Source organism: Actinoplanes siamensis (genome assembly GCF_016862395.1).
Lineage (GTDB): Bacteria > Actinomycetota > Actinomycetes > Mycobacteriales > Micromonosporaceae > Actinoplanes > Actinoplanes siamensis.
Genome location: NZ_BOMW01000057.1, coordinates 56,738 through 73,227, shown reverse-complemented (window position 1 = coordinate 73,227; position 16,490 = coordinate 56,738). Strand labels below are relative to the sequence as shown.

At 71.4% G+C, this 16,490-nt stretch carries 15 protein-coding genes; 5 read left to right on the top strand and 10 right to left on the bottom strand.

Annotated elements, in window-relative coordinates; genetic code table 11:
- Nucleotides 1-56: 56 nt before the first annotated feature.
- Nucleotides 57-2,213, top strand: a complete 2,157-nt coding sequence (locus tag Asi03nite_RS27595) for an alpha-galactosidase (RefSeq protein ID WP_203683388.1) — start codon at nucleotides 57-59, stop codon at nucleotides 2,211-2,213.
- Nucleotides 2,210-3,613, top strand: coding sequence for an ROK family transcriptional regulator (locus tag Asi03nite_RS27590; RefSeq protein WP_203683387.1), 1,404 nt, complete (start codon nucleotides 2,210-2,212; stop codon nucleotides 3,611-3,613). The genes Asi03nite_RS27595 and Asi03nite_RS27590 overlap by 4 nt, the downstream gene beginning before the upstream one ends.
- 324 nt (nucleotides 3,614-3,937) lie before the next feature.
- Here the strand turns inward: Asi03nite_RS27590 and Asi03nite_RS27585 are convergent, their stop codons facing one another.
- The 9 genes from Asi03nite_RS27585 to Asi03nite_RS27545 all read right to left on the bottom strand — a co-directional run bounded on the left by Asi03nite_RS27585 (nucleotide 3,938) and on the right by Asi03nite_RS27545 (nucleotide 12,202).
- Nucleotides 3,938-4,765, bottom strand: coding sequence for an FAD binding domain-containing protein (locus Asi03nite_RS27585; RefSeq protein ID WP_203683386.1), 828 nt, complete (start codon nucleotides 4,763-4,765; stop codon nucleotides 3,938-3,940).
- A 143-nt stretch (nucleotides 4,766-4,908) separates the two neighbouring features.
- Nucleotides 4,909-5,121 carry a DUF3072 domain-containing protein gene (locus tag Asi03nite_RS27580; protein ID WP_203683385.1) on the bottom strand — a complete coding sequence of 71 codons (213 nt, stop codon included), beginning with the start codon at nucleotides 5,119-5,121 and terminating at the stop codon, nucleotides 4,909-4,911.
- 124 nt (nucleotides 5,122-5,245) lie between these two features.
- Complete coding sequence (locus Asi03nite_RS27575; RefSeq protein WP_203683384.1) at nucleotides 5,246-6,490, bottom strand: alpha/beta fold hydrolase; 1,245 nt, start codon at nucleotides 6,488-6,490, stop codon at nucleotides 5,246-5,248.
- Nucleotides 6,491-6,709 carry a hypothetical protein gene (locus Asi03nite_RS27570; protein WP_203683383.1) on the bottom strand — a complete coding sequence of 73 codons (219 nt, stop codon included), beginning with the start codon at nucleotides 6,707-6,709 and terminating at the stop codon, nucleotides 6,491-6,493.
- A 70-nt stretch (nucleotides 6,710-6,779) separates the two neighbouring features.
- The gene (locus Asi03nite_RS27565) at nucleotides 6,780-7,595 is read right to left on the bottom strand and encodes an ABC transporter ATP-binding protein (protein ID WP_203683382.1); all 816 of its coding nucleotides are present in this window, start codon (nucleotides 7,593-7,595) and stop codon (nucleotides 6,780-6,782) included.
- Between the two features lie 82 nt (nucleotides 7,596-7,677).
- Nucleotides 7,678-8,553, bottom strand: coding sequence for an ABC transporter ATP-binding protein (locus Asi03nite_RS27560; RefSeq protein WP_203683381.1), 876 nt, complete (start codon nucleotides 8,551-8,553; stop codon nucleotides 7,678-7,680).
- Nucleotides 8,550-9,506, bottom strand: a complete 957-nt coding sequence (locus Asi03nite_RS27555; RefSeq protein ID WP_203683380.1) for an ABC transporter permease — start codon at nucleotides 9,504-9,506, stop codon at nucleotides 8,550-8,552. The genes Asi03nite_RS27560 and Asi03nite_RS27555 overlap by 4 nt, the downstream gene beginning before the upstream one ends.
- A 14-nt stretch (nucleotides 9,507-9,520) precedes the next feature.
- Entirely contained in the window at nucleotides 9,521-10,510 is a 990-nt protein-coding gene (locus Asi03nite_RS27550) for an ABC transporter permease (RefSeq protein WP_203683379.1), read from the bottom strand.
- Between the two features lie 9 nt (nucleotides 10,511-10,519).
- Nucleotides 10,520-12,202: an ABC transporter substrate-binding protein gene (locus Asi03nite_RS27545; RefSeq protein ID WP_203683378.1), complete on the bottom strand. Its 1,683-nt coding sequence runs from the start codon at nucleotides 12,200-12,202 to the stop codon at nucleotides 10,520-10,522.
- 542 nt (nucleotides 12,203-12,744) lie between these two features.
- Here Asi03nite_RS27545 and Asi03nite_RS27540 point away from each other — a divergent pair.
- Both Asi03nite_RS27540 and Asi03nite_RS27535 read left to right on the top strand, forming a co-directional pair.
- The gene (locus tag Asi03nite_RS27540) at nucleotides 12,745-12,909 is read left to right on the top strand and encodes a hypothetical protein (protein WP_203683377.1); all 165 of its coding nucleotides are present in this window, start codon (nucleotides 12,745-12,747) and stop codon (nucleotides 12,907-12,909) included.
- Complete coding sequence (locus Asi03nite_RS27535; RefSeq protein WP_203683376.1) at nucleotides 12,906-13,703, top strand: hypothetical protein; 798 nt, start codon at nucleotides 12,906-12,908, stop codon at nucleotides 13,701-13,703. Before Asi03nite_RS27540 ends, Asi03nite_RS27535 begins: the two co-directional genes overlap by 4 nt.
- Nucleotides 13,704-14,550: 847 nt before the next feature.
- Here Asi03nite_RS27535 and Asi03nite_RS27530 read toward each other — a convergent pair.
- Entirely contained in the window at nucleotides 14,551-15,144 is a 594-nt protein-coding gene (locus tag Asi03nite_RS27530) for a class I SAM-dependent methyltransferase (RefSeq protein ID WP_203683375.1), read from the bottom strand.
- A 369-nt stretch (nucleotides 15,145-15,513) separates the two neighbouring features.
- Between Asi03nite_RS27530 and Asi03nite_RS27525 the strand changes: the two genes are divergently transcribed.
- Nucleotides 15,514-16,485: a substrate-binding domain-containing protein gene (locus Asi03nite_RS27525; protein ID WP_203683374.1), complete on the top strand. Its 972-nt coding sequence runs from the start codon at nucleotides 15,514-15,516 to the stop codon at nucleotides 16,483-16,485.
- The last annotated feature ends 5 nt before the right edge of the window (nucleotides 16,486-16,490 follow it).

The window sequence follows — 16,490 nt, the reverse complement described above, 5'->3', positions numbered from 1 at the left end:
AGCTAGCATTCTTAAGCAACTGAACGAAGTCCGTCAACGCTGGTAGGGAGTCACCGATGGGGCCGGAACTGCTGCACCTGAGCGCCGCCGGGGTGAGCCTGGTGCTCGATTGCCGGGGCCCGGGACTGCCGTCGGTGGCGCACTGGGGAGCCGCACTCGACGACACCGAGGTCCGCCCGGACCTGCCGGTGGCCGCCGCGCCGCAGCCGATCGGCTTCTCCGTCGACGGGGCGGTCCGGGTGTCGCTGATCCCCGAGCAGTCGGCCGGCTGGCTCGGCTCGCCCGGACTGGCCGGCCACCGGGACGGGCGCGGCTGGGCGACGGCCTTCGAGACGACCGCCGTCGAGCAGCGGGCCGACGCCGTACACCTCAAGGCCATCGATGCCACAGCCCACCTGGAGCTGGCCATCGACCTCGAACTGCACCCCGCCGGGGTGCTCCGGACGCGCGCCGCGGTGACCAGCACCGCGCCCGGCACCTACTGGCTGGAGCACCTGACGATCTTCCTGCCGGTGCCCGAGCGCACCGCTGAGCTGCTCGACTTCACCGGTCACCACCTACGCGAACGCCAGCCACAGCGGACCGCCTTCACGCACGGCCTGCGGGTCCGGGAGAACCGCACCGGCCGCACCGGCTACGACTCCGCGTATCTGCTCTGCGCCGGCACCCCCGGCTTCGCGAACCGCGGCGGCGAGGTCTGGGCGCTGCACACCGCGTTCTCCGGCGGCGCCCGCTCGATCGCGGAGCGCACCTATCACGGACATTCCGCGCTGGGCGGCGGCGAACTGCTGCTGCCCGGCGAGGTGGGCCTCGCCGAAGGCGAGACCTATCAGACCCCATGGGTGTACGCCGTTCACAGCGCCGACGGACTCGACGGCGTGTCGTCCCGCTTCCACACCTACCTCCGGAGCCGCCCGCACCACCCGACAAAGCCCCGCCCCGTCGTGGTGAACACCTGGGAGGCCGTCTACTTCGATCATGATCTTGCCCGGTTGACCGAGCTGGCGAAGGCCGCCGCCGCGATCGGCGCGGAACGCTTCGTCCTCGACGACGGGTGGTTCGGGTCCCGCCGCGACGACACCTCGGGGCTCGGCGACTGGTTCGTCTCGCCGCAGGCGTGGCCGGACGGGCTCGCCCCACTCGTCGGCGCGGTGCGTGAGCTGGGCATGGAGTTCGGGCTCTGGGTGGAGCCCGAGATGATCAACCCGGACTCCGAGCTGGCCCGCGCGCACCCGAACTGGATCATGTCGACCGGTGACCGGCTCCCCCGGCCCGCCCGCCACCAGCAGGTGCTCGACCTCGCCAACCCCGCCGCATTCGCCTGGGTCTTCCAACGGCTCGACGCGCTGCTGACCGAACATGACATCTCCTACCTGAAGTGGGACCACAACCGGGACCTGGTCGAGGCCGGCCATCCGGGCAGCGGGCGGGCCGCGGTGCACGACCAGACCCGGGCGGTCTACCGGCTGCTCGACGAGCTCCGCGAGCGGCATCCCGGAGTGGAGATCGAATCGTGCTCCTCCGGCGGCGGACGGGTGGACCTGGAGATCCTGGAACGGACCGACCGGGTCTGGGCATCGGACTGCATCGACGCCCACGAGCGGGTGGCCATCCAGCGGTGGACCAGTCTGCTGATCCCGCTGGAACTGATCGGGTCGCACGTGGGGGCGCCGCTGTCCCACACCACTCACCGGTCGCTGCCCCTCGCCTTCCGGGCCGGGACGGCGATCCTCGGGCACCTCGGGGTGGAATGGGACCTGACCGCGGCCAGCCCAGCCGACATCTCCGAACTGTCGGACTGGGTGACCCTGTACAAGGAGCTGCGTGAGCTGCTGCACACCGGGACGCTCGTCCACGCCGACGTGACCGATCCCGCCTACTCGGTGACCGGGGTGGTCTCGCAGGACAAAACGGACGCGCTGTTCGCGGTGATCGCCACGTCCACCAGTGCGTCCTACCCCCCGGGCACCGTCGGCCTGCCCGGACTCGACCCCGGCACGATCTACCACGTACGCCCGCAGCCACCGGGTGACGTTGCTGACGGTAACGCCGCGGCGTGGGGCGCTGGGTTACCCTGGTGCACGCCCCAGGGGGTACGCCTGAACGGCCGCACGCTCGGCACCGTCGGACTCCGTCTCCCGGTGCTCCATCCGGATCGCGTCCTGCTCGTACGCGTTACGGCCGTTTCCGCCCGGGGGAGGGTGACCGAGTGAGAGAAGCGGTCGGCGCCACCGCGCCGGCGAGCCGCCGCGGCCGCCGCCCCGGCGCCCGGGAGAGCATCCTCGACGCCATCCGCGCCGCCGAGCCACTGAGCCGGGTCGAACTGGCCAAAATAACCGGGCTCACCGAGGCCGCGGTGTCGATGACCGTCCGCCGCCTGCTCGAAGAGGGCCTGCTCGTCGAAACCGGCCGCACCCCGACCGGCGGCAAACCACGCACACTGCTGCAACTCGACCCGACCGCCCGGCTGTCGGTGGGCGTGCACCTGGACGAGGACGCCACGACGTACGTCCTGACCGGCCAGACCGGCGGCGTGATCTCCCGCCTGGCCCGGCCCAGCCCGCTCGCCGATCCGCCGCGCCCCTTCTCCCCTTCCCTCTCCGCCCCCTCCCCGCTGGCTGAGCCCGGCTCAGCGAGCGCCGGTCCCGCCCAGCCCGGCTCACCCGGTGCCGCACCCGCCGAGCCCGCTTCACCCGGCGCCGCGCCCGCTTCACCCGGCGCCGCGCCCGCCGAGCCCGCCCCGCTCGGCGACGACGCGGACACGGTGCTGCGCACCCTGGCCGCCGACATCGACACCTTGCTGGCCGGCTCCGGAGTCGACCCGGCCCGCTGCCTGGGCGTCGGCATCGTCTGGCCGGGCCCGCACCGCGGCGGCACCCCCACCGACGACGCCCTCCCCCAGCTCCGCGGCCTCCGCGGCGACGAACTGGGCCGGCGCCTCGCCGAAGCCACCGGCTGGCCGGTCCTCGTCGAGAACGACGCCACCGCGGCCGCCGTCGGCGAGTACTGGGTGGCCCGGGTCGGCCCGGAGCAGGCATTCGCGGCGCTCTACATGGGTGGTGGCATCGGCGCCGGAATCGTCGTCGAGGGCCGGGCGATGCGCGGCAGCCACACCAGCGCCGGCGAGTTCGGCCACCTCTGCCTGGACGTCTTCGGCCCGGAGTGCTGGTGCGGCAGCCGCGGCTGCCTGGAGGTGCTGGCCGGCCCGCGCACGGTGGTGACAGCCGCCCGCGAAGACCGGGTAGCCGCCACCGAGGCAGGCCTCGACCTGACCCAACCCATCCGCAGCGTCACCGCCGACTTCGGCGCCGTCGCCCGAGCCGCCCGAGCCGGCGCCCCCCACTGCCGATCACTGCTGGAGTCCTCGGCCCGCTACGTGGCAGCCGCCACCGAATCCCTGGTCAACCTCCTCGACATCGATTTGGTGGTGCTCACCGGCCCCGGCTTCGCCGCGGCCTCAGCCATCTACGGCCCAGCCATCATGCGCCGTCTGGCCCCCGCCGACGCCCGCACCTGGCACCGCAACGTCACGGTGACAGTCTCCCTGGCCGCCGCCACCGCCTCCGCAACCGGCGCAGCCGCCCTGGTCCTGCAATCACACCTGCGAGCCTAGCCCGCCCAACCCCACGTCCGAGAGTTATCCACAGTGGCGCTCTGTCCACACCCCACCCACCCAAGAGCACCAGAACCCGCCACACTGGAAATGGGACGGCCCCCGGGCGGGTGCCCGTCCGGGACCGTGAGAGAACCCTGGGGACCAACCGGCCGCGGTCGGCTGGGGACCGGCGACGATCACCGTGCGCGGCGGGGTGGTCGGTTCGGCGACGGCCGGTTGGGGACCGGCGACTCGGGTGACAACTGTGGAGACCAGCCGGCCGGGGCGGCTGGAGCGGAACGGGCTGCAAGAGATCGCCCGGGGGCGGAAAAGGCGGGCGGGTCAGTTGTCGGTGGCGGAGCGGATGCGCTCCCGTGACGACGTGAGCACCCGCCGCACCAGGGTGCGGAACGCCTGCCCCCGCCCGTCGATCTCGGCCGCGGCCTCCGCCGCCAGGGTGATCGCCGTGTCCGACAGCGCGTTGCCCACCAGCACGCTCTCGGCCACCCGGGCGCGGACCGGGCAGGGCCCGGCGTTCACCAGGCCGATCGCCGCCGAGCACACCACCCCGTCGCGCACGGTGATCGCCGCCATCGCCGCCGCCTGCGGATACACGGTCGTACGCCGGTCCTCGGCGTAGCCCACGCCGGTCCCGGCCGGCAGCACCGGCAGCAGCACCTCGGTCAGCAGTTCCTGGGGTCGCCGCAGGGTCTGGAACGGCCCGGTGAAGAACTGCGCCGCCGGAACCGTCCGCCGGCCGGCCGGGCCGGTCAGGATCAGCTTGGCGTCCAGCATCACCGCCACCATCGGCCACTCGGCCGCCGGGTGCGCGTAGGCGAGGCTGCCCAGCATCGTCCCCCGGGCCCGGATCGGCGGGTGCCCGATGTGGCACACGACGAGCCGCATCAGGTCCCCGAGCGGCCCGCGGACCGTGCCCGTCTCGAACGTCCGGTGCCGGACCAGCGGGCCGACGTGTAGGACACCGTCGGCGGCGGCGAGCGTGTCGAGCCCGGCCACCTGGTTGATGTCGACCACGCGGCGTACCGGGGTGGCGCCTTCCACGAGCAGGCTCTGACCGCCGGCCAGCACGGAGGTGTCGCCGTCGGCGAGCGCGGTCAGCACCTCGTCGACGCTGCCGGCCGCGACGTACTCGAACGTCCCGGGCGTCATGCACCGTCCTCCAGCAGAGTGAGCCGAACCGGCAGGATGGTCACATTCTCGGGCACCGATCGGCGAATAGCGAGTTGACTACTCCACCGGGTGACGGCGAGCGGCCGGCCCGCTCCCGGACCGGCCGCACCTTTTTCACCTGTTCACCGGCCTCGGCCGGTCTTCTCCTGCAACTCGTCGATGCGCTGGGACGCCTCGGCCTTGGTCAGGCCTTCGGGGACGTCTTCGTGTGCCTCGGTGGCCAGTGTGTGCAGGTAGGACTCCTGCGCCCCGGTCGCCGGCTCGTCCCCGGTGGTCCAGTCCTCCGGATCCTTCACCCGGTTGCCGTCCGTCGCGGCGCTCTTGGGGTCAGCCATGTCGCCATTCCTCCGATCCGGTTTCTCGAACGTCCGTGCTATACCCACCGGGCTCGGTGTCATACCTGCGGTCACCCCCGCGTGTTCCGGGAATTGCGACCAGTCGGACAAGGATTCCGAGAGCTCACATATCCATCAGGTGTCCGAGGATCGTCTCGCCGGCCACCCGCAGCGCGTCGTGCTCGTACTCCGCGGTCACCCAGGTGCGCACGTTGCCGACCACCGCGGCGGTGCTCAGCGACAGGTCGGCGGGCACGTACATGTCGTGCGCGTAGACCGCCGCGTACACCGGCACCTGGTTGGCCGCCAGGCGCGCGGTGTCGTAGAGACCCGGCCAGTCCTCGGCGGCGGCCAGGATCTCGGCCGCGCCGGCGAACGGCCGCAGAGCCGCGATGTCGCGGAACATCCAGGGATACATCATCTCGCCGGTGAACAGCAGCGGGTCGGCGTCGGCGGCGAACTCCGGGCGCTGCTTGAGCGCGCGGTCGGCCGCCCACGCGGTGGCCCGGCCACCCTGCGGGTAGGTGAACTCCTGCAGCGCGAAGATCGGCGTGTCGACGAAGCCGGTCAGCCGCATCACCTCGTACCGGAAGGTGTCCGAGAGCGACGACCCGTGCCACGCCTCGTCGAGGAGCCAGTGCAGCTGCGCGTAGCCCCCGCTGCCGCCGAACAGGTTGCCGAGCAGCCGCAGCCGGTCCACGGTCAGCCGGTCGCCGTCGGGCAGGCGCACGTCGTGCTCGCCGAGGTGCGCGGCGATCCGACGGACGATCTCCAGGTCGGCCGGGAACGCGCGGTAGAACTCCGCGTTGCGGTGGGCGACGTTCGGATACGTACGCTCGTAGACATCCTCGGCGGTGGTGTCGAGCCCGGGTAGGCCACCGGTGATGTAGCAGGTTCGCAGCGCCTGCGGCGCGGCCGAAAGGTAGACCAGGGTGATGAATCCGCCGTAGCTCTGGCCGAGGGTGTCCCAGCGGGCGCCGCCCGCGATCTTCGATCGCAGGATCTCCGCGTCCGCCACGATGCTGTCGGCCCGGAACAGTCTGAGGTACGCGGCCAGCTCCGCGTCCGGCCGGCCGGCGACCGTCCGCCCGGTCAGGGCCGTGCTGCGCCCGGTCCCCCGCTGGTCGAGCAGCAGCACCCGGTGGGTGCGCAGAGCGTGCCCGAGCCAGCCCTCCGCGCGCAGCGGCCGCGGCGCCTTGCCGCCCGGCCCGCCCTGCAGGTACAGCAGCCACGGCAGGTCGTCGCCGACCCGGTCGGCGGCGACCACCTCCCGCGCGAAGATCTCGATGGTCGCGTCATCCGGCCGCCGGTGATCCAGCGGCACGGAGACGGTGTGGTCGGTGAGCCGGAGTCCAGGGGTCGCGATCATTCACCAACGGTAATGGCCATGATGACGGTAATGCCCGTGATGACGGTAGTGCCCGTGGTACGACGGGCGGCCGTGATAGCGCGGGTGTCCGCCGTACCGCCCGAGCCGGTGGTTCACCTCGCGGAGCAGGTGGTGCACGATCGGGTTCCGGGTGTGGTGTGCCCGGCGCTCCAGCCGCGACGCGATCATCGACAGCACCGTGCGTTTGACGAAGCCCACCGCAACCCTCCCTGGCCGGCGAAACGTTGCGGTCCACGGTAACCCGGCCGGTCCAGCCGGGACCGGGCAGTCATCGAGTGGGTGAACGCAGCTCGCCGATCCGGCGTTCCGGGTTGGGCGCGGCCTCGGCCAGCGTTCTGGTGTATTCGTGCCGTGGGTTGAGGATGACGTCGTCGGCCGGGCCGTGTTCGACGATCCTGCCCCGGTACATCACCAGGATCTCGTCGGAGAAGTGGCGTGCGGTGGCCAGGTCGTGGGTGATGTAGAGAACGCCCAGGTCCTCCTCGCGCTGCAGGGTGGCGAGCAGGGTGAGCACGCCGAGCCGGATGGACACGTCGAGCATCGAGACCGGTTCGTCGGCGATCAGCACGCCCGGCTCGGGGGCCAGCGCGCGGGCGATGGCGACGCGCTGGCGCTGGCCGCCGGAGAGCTCGTGCGGGCGCCGCCCGGCGACGTTCCCGGCCGGGGTGAGCCGGACCCGTTCCAGCAGCTCGTGCACCCGGTTGCGGACGTCCGCGTCGCTCATCCGCGGATGGTGCAGCCGGACCGGGCGGGCCAGATGGTGCCCGATCGTGTGGTAGGGATTCAGGGAGGCGAAAGGATCCTGGAAGACCATCTGGACGGTACGACGGTAGGCCGCCAGCCCGGCGCCGCGGCGCGCCACGGGTGTGCCGTCGAGCAGGATCTCGCCCCGGGTCGGCCGTTCCAGTTGCAGGAGCAGCTTGGCGACTGTGGACTTGCCACTGCCGCTCTGACCGACGAGGGCGACGGTGCGCCCGTGGTCGAGGGTGAAACCGACGTCGTCGACGGCGCGCAGCGTGCTGCTGCGCCAGCCGTCCCGCAGCCGGTAGTCCTTGCCGAGCCCGCGCACTTCCAGCGTCGTCACGGTGCCTCCGTTGTCATGCTCGCCTGGCCCCCGCCCGCGAGGCCGCTGCCGGGTGCGGGTGGCTGCCGTTCGGTGCGGTCGATCATGACGGCGCCTCCACCTCGACCGCGTCCAGGGCAAGCAGCCGGTCGTCCGTCGCGCCGCGCACGAACGAGCCGCGGTCGCCGGTCAGGCTCGGGAAGGACGCCAGCAACTGCCGGGTGTACTCGTGCTTCGGGTCGGCGTACAGCTCGGCCGCGTCGCCGAGCTCCACGATCTCGCCGCCGCGCATCACCGCGATCCGGTCGCTGATCTCCAGCAGCAGCGGCAGGTCGTGGGTGATGAAGACGACCGCGAACCCCAGTTCGTCGCGCAGCCGGGTGATCTCGCGCAGGATCTCACGCTGGACGACCACGTCGAGCGCGGTGGTCGGCTCGTCCATGATCATGACCTGCGGTTCCAGGGCCATCGCCATCGCGATCATCACGCGCTGGCGCATGCCGCCGGAGAGCTCGTGCGGATAGGAGCCGAGCCGCTTCGGGTCGACGCCGACGCGCTCCAGCAGCTCGGCGCAGCGGGCCCGCCGCTCCTTCCTGGACATGTCCGGGCGGTGCGTGGTGAAGATGTCCTCGAACTGGTCGCGGATGGAGATCACCGGGTTGAGCGAGTTCATCGCGCCCTGGAAGACCATGGAGATCTTCTCCCAGCGGTGGGCGCGCAGCTCCTCGGCGTCCAGCTCGTTCCAGTCGATCTCCAGACCCTCGCGGGAGTGGAAGACCGCCCGCCCGGAAGTGATCATCGCGGGCGGTTTGAGGAGACGAATGATCCCGTACGCGAGGGTGCTCTTGCCGCATCCGCTCTCGCCCGCCAGGCCCAGCACCTCGCCGCGCCGCAGTTCGAGCGAGACGTCCCGGACCGCGTGGACCACCGGGTCGACCAGGTAGTCGACGCTGAAGTTCTCGATCGACAGGACTGTCACAGCGTGGCCTCCTTGGCCTTGGACAGCTGCTCGCGCGACATCCGCCAGCTCTTGCGGGCGGCCCGGGTCTGGTCGCGCAGCTTGGGATTGATGATCTCGTCGATCGAGAAGTTGATCAGCGAGAGCGCGGCGCCGAACAGGGCCAGCAGCAGGCCGGGCGGGACGAACCACCACCACGCGCCGAGGCGCAGGGCCAGGCCGTTCTGCGCGTAGTAGAGCATCGTGCCCCAGGTGAACGAGCCGCTGGCGCCCAGGCCGAGATAGGAGAGTCCGGCCTCGCCGAGGATCGCGAAGATCACCGCGAACACCACCTGCGAGGCGAACAGCGGGATCAGGTTGGGCAGGATCTCCACGGCGAGGATCCGCCGTCGTTTCTCGCCGGCCACCCGCGAGGCCAGCACGTAATCGCGGTTGCGCAGGCTGAGCGTGTAGCCGCGCAGCACCCGTGCGGAGCCGGCCCAACTGGTGATCGCCAGGACGACCGAGACCAGCCAGATGCTCTTGTCCGGGACGTAGCTGGAGATCACGATCACCAGCGGCAGGCCGGGGATGACCAGCATGATGTTGGTGAACAGGGAGAACGCCTCGTCCACCCAGCCGCCGGCGTAGGCGCCGACGACGCCGAAGAAGGCGGACAGGATCAGCGTCAGCACGCCCACGATCGCGCCGACCGCCAGCGAGCCGCGCGTGCCGTGGGCGAGCTGGGCGAGCACGTCCTGGCCGGTCTGCGTGGTGCCCAGCCAGTGGTCGCCGCCGGGACCGGTCAGGCCCTGGTCGTGCACGAGCGACGGATCCTGGGTGACCAGCGGGCCGAGCAGGCCGAAGAGCACGATCGCCCCGCCGATCACCAGTCCGGCCACGAGTTTTCCGTTGCGCGCGAACCGCCGTACGGCAATCGTCGAAGTTGACTTCGTCTCTGTGGTCGTCGCGGCCGGCTCAGTGGTCATCGTCATGACGGCTGCCCCTTTCAGGCCCGCGCCCGGGTGCGCGGGTCGATCACCGAGTACAGGAGGTCCACCAGCAGGTTGGCGCCCAGCACCGACAGCGTGATGACCAGGAAGATGCCCTGCATCAGGGCGTAGTCGTTGCCGCCCACCGACTGCAGCAGCGCGGAGCCGATGCCGGGGTAGGAGAAGACCGCCTCGGTGACGATCGAGCCGGCGACGACGAAGCCCAGCGAGATCGCGAAACCGGAGACCGAGGGCAGGATCGCGTTGCGGGCCGCGTAGCGCAGCATGATCCGGCCCGGGCGCAGCCCCTTCGCCTCGGCGGTGACCAGGTAGTCCTCGCTCAGCGTGGAGACCATCATGTTGCGCATGCCCAGCATCCAGCCGCCCACGCTGGAGAGCACGATGGTGATCGCCGGCAGCGCGCCGTAGTAGAGCACCGAGCCGAGGAACGGCCCGTTCCAGCCGGGCGTCACGGTGTAGACGTCGTAGCCGCCGTTGAGCGGGAACAGCTGCCACACGCTGCCGAAGGCGAAGAGCAGGATCAGCGCCAGCCAGAAGTACGGCACGGACTGGAACATCGTGGTGACCGGGATGAGGTTGTCCAACCACGATCCCCGTTTCCAGCCGGCGGCGGCGCCGAGACCGACGCCGGCCAGGAACGAGATGATCGTGGCGAGACCGATGAGGCCGATCGTCCAGGGCAGGGTCTGCTCGATGATCGAGCCGACCGAGGCGGGGAAGAACGTCACCGAGACACCGAGGTCCCCGTGTGCCAGGTTCCCGAGGTAGTCGACGTACTGACGCCACAGCGGCTCACCGCTGTCCGTCCCCAGCAGGGCCTCGACCGAGGCCCGCATCTGCGGGGTGACCGGCCCGCGCTGACCCAGCTTGGAGATCAGGATCTCGACCGGGTCGCCGGGCATCAGGCGCGGGACGAAGAAGTTCACCGTCAGCGCCGCCCAGAGGGCGACCAGGTAGAACCCCAGCTTACGAAGCAGGTAGCGCACGGTGGCTCCCTACTTCGCGGGCTGCAGGTTGGTCAGCACGATGCCGTTGTCCCACTGCTTCCAGGAGGCCGGCAGCGCGTACTTGTTGTCGTTGGACGGCCAGCCGGTGGCGTGGCTGGTGCTGAACTCGGTGAGCATCGAGTTCACGTAGATCGGGATGTACGGCAGGTCGCGGACGATCTCGGTCTGGATGATCCCGTACTGCGCCTTCTGGACGGTCTCGTCGTTGGTCGCCGCCGCCGCGTCCACCGCGGCGTCCACCTTGGCATTCTGGTAGCGCGCGTAGTTGCCGCTGGGCGGGGCCGCCTGGCCGACCTTCTCGGTGGTCCGGCTGGAGTACTTCAGATAGGTGGCGTACGGGTTTGGCGAGGCGCCCAGGCCGATCGAGTCCAGCGACAGCTGGAACTTGCCCTGCACCTGGTTGTTGTTCCACTCGTTCCAGGACAGCTGGGTCGGCTTCAGCTCGATACCGATCTCCTTGAGCTGCTGGGTCATCGCGTCGTTGAGCGAGATGTAGTCGCTCCAGCCGGTCACCGTCTGGATGGTCAGCGACAGCTTCTCGCCGCCCTTGGCGCGGATGCCGTCGCCGCCCTTGACCCAGCCGGCCGCGTCCAGCAACTGGTTGGCCTTCGCGACGTCCGGGCCGGCCGGGGTGTTCAGGTTGTCCGGGTCGGCGATCCAGCTCTTGTCCCGCCCGGGCAGCAGCATGGTCGGCGACGCGGTCTCCGCGAAGCCGCCGCCGGCCAGCTTGTTCAGCTGGTCCCGGTTGAGGGCCCGGTAGACGGCCTGCCGCACGGCCGGGTCGGTCTGCGGGCCCGTGCAGCCCAGATCCGCGCCGGCGCAGGTGAAGATCGACGTGGTCAGGGCCGGCGTGTTGACGTACGTCAGATTCTTCTGGTTCTTGAGAAGTTGCTCCAGGCCGGGCAGGAACGCGCTCATCCAGTCGACCTGACCGGCGGTCAGCGCGGCGCTCGCGGCGTCGGCGGTGGCCAGGGCGATGTAGCGGACGTTCTGGATCTGCGGCTTGCCGGGCTGCCAGTAGTTCGCGTTCTTCTCCATCACGTAGCTCTGCGCGGAGAAGGTCTTCAGCTTGTACGGCCCGGTGCCCACCGGGTTCGGGTTGATCGACTTCGCCGGGTCGGAGATCTTGCTCCACACGTGCTCGGCGACGATCGGGGTGTTCGCGATGACCGCGGCCTCGTCGGTGAACGACGGCTTGGTGAAGGTCAGCACGACCGTCTTGTCGTCCGTGGCCTGCGCCGAGGCCAGCGAGACGCCTGTCGAGTTGAGCGCCTTGTTGCCCTTGATCAGGTTGAACGTGAAGGCCACGTCCCTGGCGGAGAACGGCTGGCCGTCCGACCACGTCACGCCCTCGCGGGTGGTGACGGTGAGGACCTTGCCGGCGGCGTCCCAGGAGTAGCCGGTGGCCAGCATCGGCGTCGGCTTCGACTGGGCGGCGAAGTTGTACCAGTACAGCGGCTCGTAGATGAGGCCGTTGGTGGGCTGCAGGAACGTCGGGGTGAACGGGTTCCAGTTCTCCACGATCGTGCCGGTGGCCCCGTTGAAGATGGTGATGCTGCTGTCCTTCTTGGCGCTCGCGCCGCCTCCGCCGCCGCTGTCGCCCGAACAACCGGCTACCGCCAGGGTCAGCGCGGCGGTCGCGGCCACCACGGCCCTCGTCAGCTTGAACATGTGCGAATCCCTCGATCGTGAACGCCCGGGGTCACCCGCGCATGCCCGGCCCAGCGCGAGACTCACCTTTGACGCGGCCATTATTAAGTGGCTTAAGTTTGCGATGTCAAGAGCGGATGCCGGGTCGTCGCTCGCTGCGTCATTTCCCGGCCCGGCCGGGAACGCGGAGGAAACGGACGCGCACTTCATCGACAGCTATCACAGTCTCACGCGAAGGACCTGGGCGAGAACGATTGGTGATACGAGGGCTGGCCGCCGAGCCGGGAGCGATCTCTGGCGCGCTCAGGACGTGTTCGCGGCGGCCGCCGCGAGGCGTGGGCGCGCCCCGGGCCGCGGCGGGGTGCATCCGACGGCCCCGGGGCACGAGCCGCTGGCCGCGGCGTGGCTCCCGGCAGTCGCGGGAGCGCTTCCACGGGGGTGATTCCGGGCGATTCGCGTGGATCGGCGAGTGCCGCACGAGCGACTACTCTCCGTTTGAACTCATCGTCCTCGATCCTCGTACCCCAGGACACCAAACCCGGGGGACGGGAGAGGAAGACCTGATGAGCGATCGTGCACGAATCGACCTGGACATCCTGCGCGTGATCACCGATCGGCTACGCCGCGCCAACGAGATGGCCCGCCGGGTCGCCGGGCCGGAACGGGTCCTGCGGCCCGGCGCCGGCGCCGAGCCGGCCACCCCGCTCGCCCGCCGGGTCCGGCGATGACCCTCTACTTCGACCTGCCGCGCACCACGCCGGTGCCGGCCGACCCGGCGCCGTGGCGCGACCACGGGCCCTCGCCGCGACCGGCGTACGCGGCGGTGGGCAGCGCCCTGCTGGCCGTCCTGGCGCTGGCCGCCGGCGTCTGGTCGGTGGCCCTCGGCGACCTGCGGGCGGCGCTGGCCTGCGCGGTGGCCGCGCTGATCCTCGGCCACCTGTCCGGCCTGCTGCTGACCCTGTGGGTGCGGCCGCACAACACCGGCGACCGGATGCGGATCTCCGGGATCGACGACGGCAGCCCCGGGCTGACGTTCGCCTACTCACGGCGGCTCTACTACTGGTATGCGAGCTTCCTGACCCTGCTCACGCTCGCCCAGCTGGCGCTGATCGCGAGCGCGCCGCCGCTGGCCGCGGGGGCGGCGCTGACCGGCGCGGGGCTGTACGTGCTGCTGCGGCACGCGCCGGGTCGGCTGGCACTGACCCCGGACGGGGTGTACCACCGCGGGATGTGGACCGAGCAGTTCGTCCCGTGGACGTCGATCCGGGCAATCGTGCCGGGCGAGCAGGCGCGGATCCCGGTCATCGGAGTGCCGGCGGTCGCCGGGGCGCGGGTGCGGACGCGGCGGACGCTGCTCCGGGGGCCGGACACCATGGTCGTGCAGGTGCCGTGGCTGGCCGCCGATCCGGCGCTGGTGCTGCAGGCGATGCGGTGGTATCACGCCAATCCGGCGCACCGGTTCGAACTGTCGTACCACCTCGCGGTGGAGCGGATCCGGCAGCGGGCCTGGCATCTGCACTGATCGGCCGCCCTCAGCCCGGCGGGTGCCGACTGCCGCCTCGCCGCTCCCACCTGCGCTGTCGTCCCACGGCAGCCGGTATCCGTCGCCCCACTCAGCTTGCCGCCGCCCGCCTCCCCTCTTGCCGCCACCCGCCGCTCCGTTCCCCGGCCGGGGCCCTGCCCGGCGGCGCCTTCCGCTCGCCGCCTCGCCCGCTCTCCCGGCCGGCCACGCCGGATCTCTTTTTCTTGTGCGTGTCCAAGCGCCGGCTTCCCGCTGTCGAGCGACTGTTTTTTATTCGTTTCCGAGAATGCCTGGGGTGCGAAGTTTCCGCAGAATCAACTTTCCGGAAATTCGCATGATCAAATACTGACGCGGCGGGCCGGGAGTGCGCCACAATCGGTTCACTGCCGCGGTGCGCGACCGGGTCGCGGCGGCGATTGTCCGGCCCAGCGGAAGGAGTTCCGTGAGCATCAATGTCACCGCGTCCAGCCCCGGCCACCACAGCTCCGCGGGCGCCAGCCCCAGGCCCGAACGGCGAACACGGCTTCCCGGCGGCCGGTCGCCCCCGCCTCGACCTCGCGGTCGGCGGCCCCGGCACCGCCGCGGGCGACCGCGGCTCCGGGGCGACGGCCTTCGGCCACCGCTGCCACTCACCCCCGCGGCGCGGGCCAGAATTGATTTTCATTGAATTGATGTGGTTAATGTGCAATGACGATAAAATGGATGCCAATAGCGGTCGGCGCCCGCCGGGTTCGCTTGGTTCGCTGTTCTGCGGCAGGGCAAATGAAAACCCCTATACGTGCGTCGGCGCCGTGCCGGAACAGCGACCTGCGGCATCATCCTCGCCAAGGGCGTCGCTGAGGTCCTGTCACGGGTGGCGGAGGAGGGCTACCAGGAAATCGGCGTCCGGGGTGAAGGGGCGCAGGTCCCACGTGCTCAGCAGCAGGTCGGGGGTCAGGCCGGAGGTGGTCACGTCGGCCAGGAACTCGTCGAACGGGTAGCCTCGGCCGGCTCCGAAACCGATCGCCGCGCGGCCGGTGGGAGCCAGGTGGGTGGCGAAGCCGCGCAGGATGTCGACCCGGGTGTCCGGGGCGGCGAAGGTCATCACGTTTCCGGCGCAGACGATCGCGTCGAACGGTGGGCCGGGAAGGGAGAGTCCTGTGAGGTCGCCCACCAGCCAGTTCGGGCCGGGGTGGTCGGTGATGGCCGCGGCGATCAGCTCCGGGTCCAGGTCTACGCCGGTGACGTCGTGGCCGAGGGTGGCCAGGTGGCCGCCGACCCGGCCGGGGCCGCAGCCCGCGTCCAGGATGCGGGCGCCGCGGGGCACCAAGGTGTCGACCAGTCGGGCCTCGCCGGCCAGGTCGGCGCCCGAGGCCGCCAGGTCGCGGAATCGCTTGATGTACCACTGGGAGTGGCCCGGATCTTCGGCGATCTTGCGCAGCCAGGCGTTCTGGACGGTCACTTCGGAACCTCACTTCAGCGATCCTGCGCGGCCCGTCCCGAGCCGTCGCTTGGTGAACCCTACTTCGGCGGTCTCCGTCGTCCCGGCGGTGCGGCCCGGTGCGTCCTGCGCTTTCGGTGCGTCCTGCGCTTCAGTACAGGTTGAGATGCGCGATCACCTGGCCCGGCGGGGGGCGCGCCCCATCGGGTCAGCTCTTCTACGGGTGTGCGCAGGGCGATCCGGTACTCGCCGATCAGCTTCCACACCGGCGAGCTCGCGGCCGCCGTGATCCAGTCCTCGGGCCGGCCGACGTCCCGGGCCGCCTGCCGCACCGGGCCCACTGTCCCGCGAGGGCTGGGACCAAGGTCCCGTCTCCGGTTTACTGATGCGATGCGGTACGGACTGGCCGAGGTGGCGCGGCGGGCCGGCGTGTCGCCGGCCACCGCGTCGCGGGTGCTCTCCGGGGCCGGGCCGGCCTCGGCGGCCAGCCGCGCCGCCGTGCTCGCGGCCGCCCAGCAGCTCGGCTACCAGCCGCACCCGGTGGCGCGGCAACTCGCCCGCAAGACCGGCACCCGGATCGTGTTCGCGGTGCGCGACAACCGCGCCGACATCCTGCGCGACCCGTTCGTCACCCGGGCCACGACGGCCATGGCGGCGGCGCTGGATCCGTACGACGTCGGGGTGTCCCTGCGCCACCTCGGCCTGGACTGCGCCGCGGACCTGGAGCGGCTGTCCGCCGATCGCGGCCTGGCCGGGCTGGTGCTGGCCGGGCACGACCGCGAGCTGCTCGGCCACCTGCCGGCCGGCCTGCGCGGCCGGACGGCAGCGATCGGCGCGGGCGGGGCCGACGTGGACAGCGCGGCCGGCGTCGGGGCACTGATCTCCCGGCTGCACGCGGTGGGCCGCCGCCGGATCGCCCTGATCGCCGGCCCGTCCTGGCTGGCCGCGTCCGCCGCCCCGGTCGGCGCCTATCTCCGGCTGGTCCGCGCGGCCGGGCTGCGGGCCCGCATCGTGCGCGGGGACTTCACCAGCGACCGCGGGGGCGCCGCGGCCCGGGCGATCCTCACCCGCTGGCCGGACACCGACGCGATCGCGGCGGTCAGCGACGCCACAGCGCTCGGGGCGCTGGGGGCGCTCGCCGCCGCGGGCGTGCGCGTGCCGGACGACGTCGCGGTGACCGGTTTCGACGACATCCCACTGGCCGGCACGGCCTGTCCGGCGCTGTCCACGGCCACGCACCCGGTCGAGGAGATCGCGGCCGCGGCCGCCCGGGCCGCGCTCGGCGAGGCGGTGCCGCGCAGGCTGTTCCCGAGCGTTCCGGTGTTCCGCGACACTTGCGGTGGAAGCGCTTCCACGGCCTAGCCTGC

Bases quoted from the DNA above. Each gene is read 5' to 3' on its own strand.
- Asi03nite_RS27535 (WP_203683376.1), top strand. From the start codon at position 12,906: ATGACCCTCTACTTCGACCTGCCGCGCACCACGCCGGTGCCGGCCGAC.
- Asi03nite_RS27545 (WP_203683378.1), bottom strand. From the start codon at position 12,202: ATGTTCAAGCTGACGAGGGCCGTGGTGGCCGCGACCGCCGCGCTGACC.
- Asi03nite_RS27595 (WP_203683388.1), top strand. From the start codon at position 57: ATGGGGCCGGAACTGCTGCACCTGAGCGCCGCCGGGGTGAGCCTGGTG.
- Asi03nite_RS27580 (WP_203683385.1), bottom strand. From the start codon at position 5,121: ATGGCTGACCCCAAGAGCGCCGCGACGGACGGCAACCGGGTGAAGGAT.
- Asi03nite_RS27540 (WP_203683377.1), top strand. From the start codon at position 12,745: ATGAGCGATCGTGCACGAATCGACCTGGACATCCTGCGCGTGATCACC.
- Asi03nite_RS27585 (WP_203683386.1), bottom strand. From the start codon at position 4,765: ATGACGCCCGGGACGTTCGAGTACGTCGCGGCCGGCAGCGTCGACGAG.
- Asi03nite_RS27525 (WP_203683374.1), top strand. From the start codon at position 15,514: ATGCGGTACGGACTGGCCGAGGTGGCGCGGCGGGCCGGCGTGTCGCCG.
- Asi03nite_RS27555 (WP_203683380.1), bottom strand. From the start codon at position 9,506: ATGACGATGACCACTGAGCCGGCCGCGACGACCACAGAGACGAAGTCA.
- Asi03nite_RS27575 (WP_203683384.1), bottom strand. From the start codon at position 6,490: ATGATCGCGACCCCTGGACTCCGGCTCACCGACCACACCGTCTCCGTG.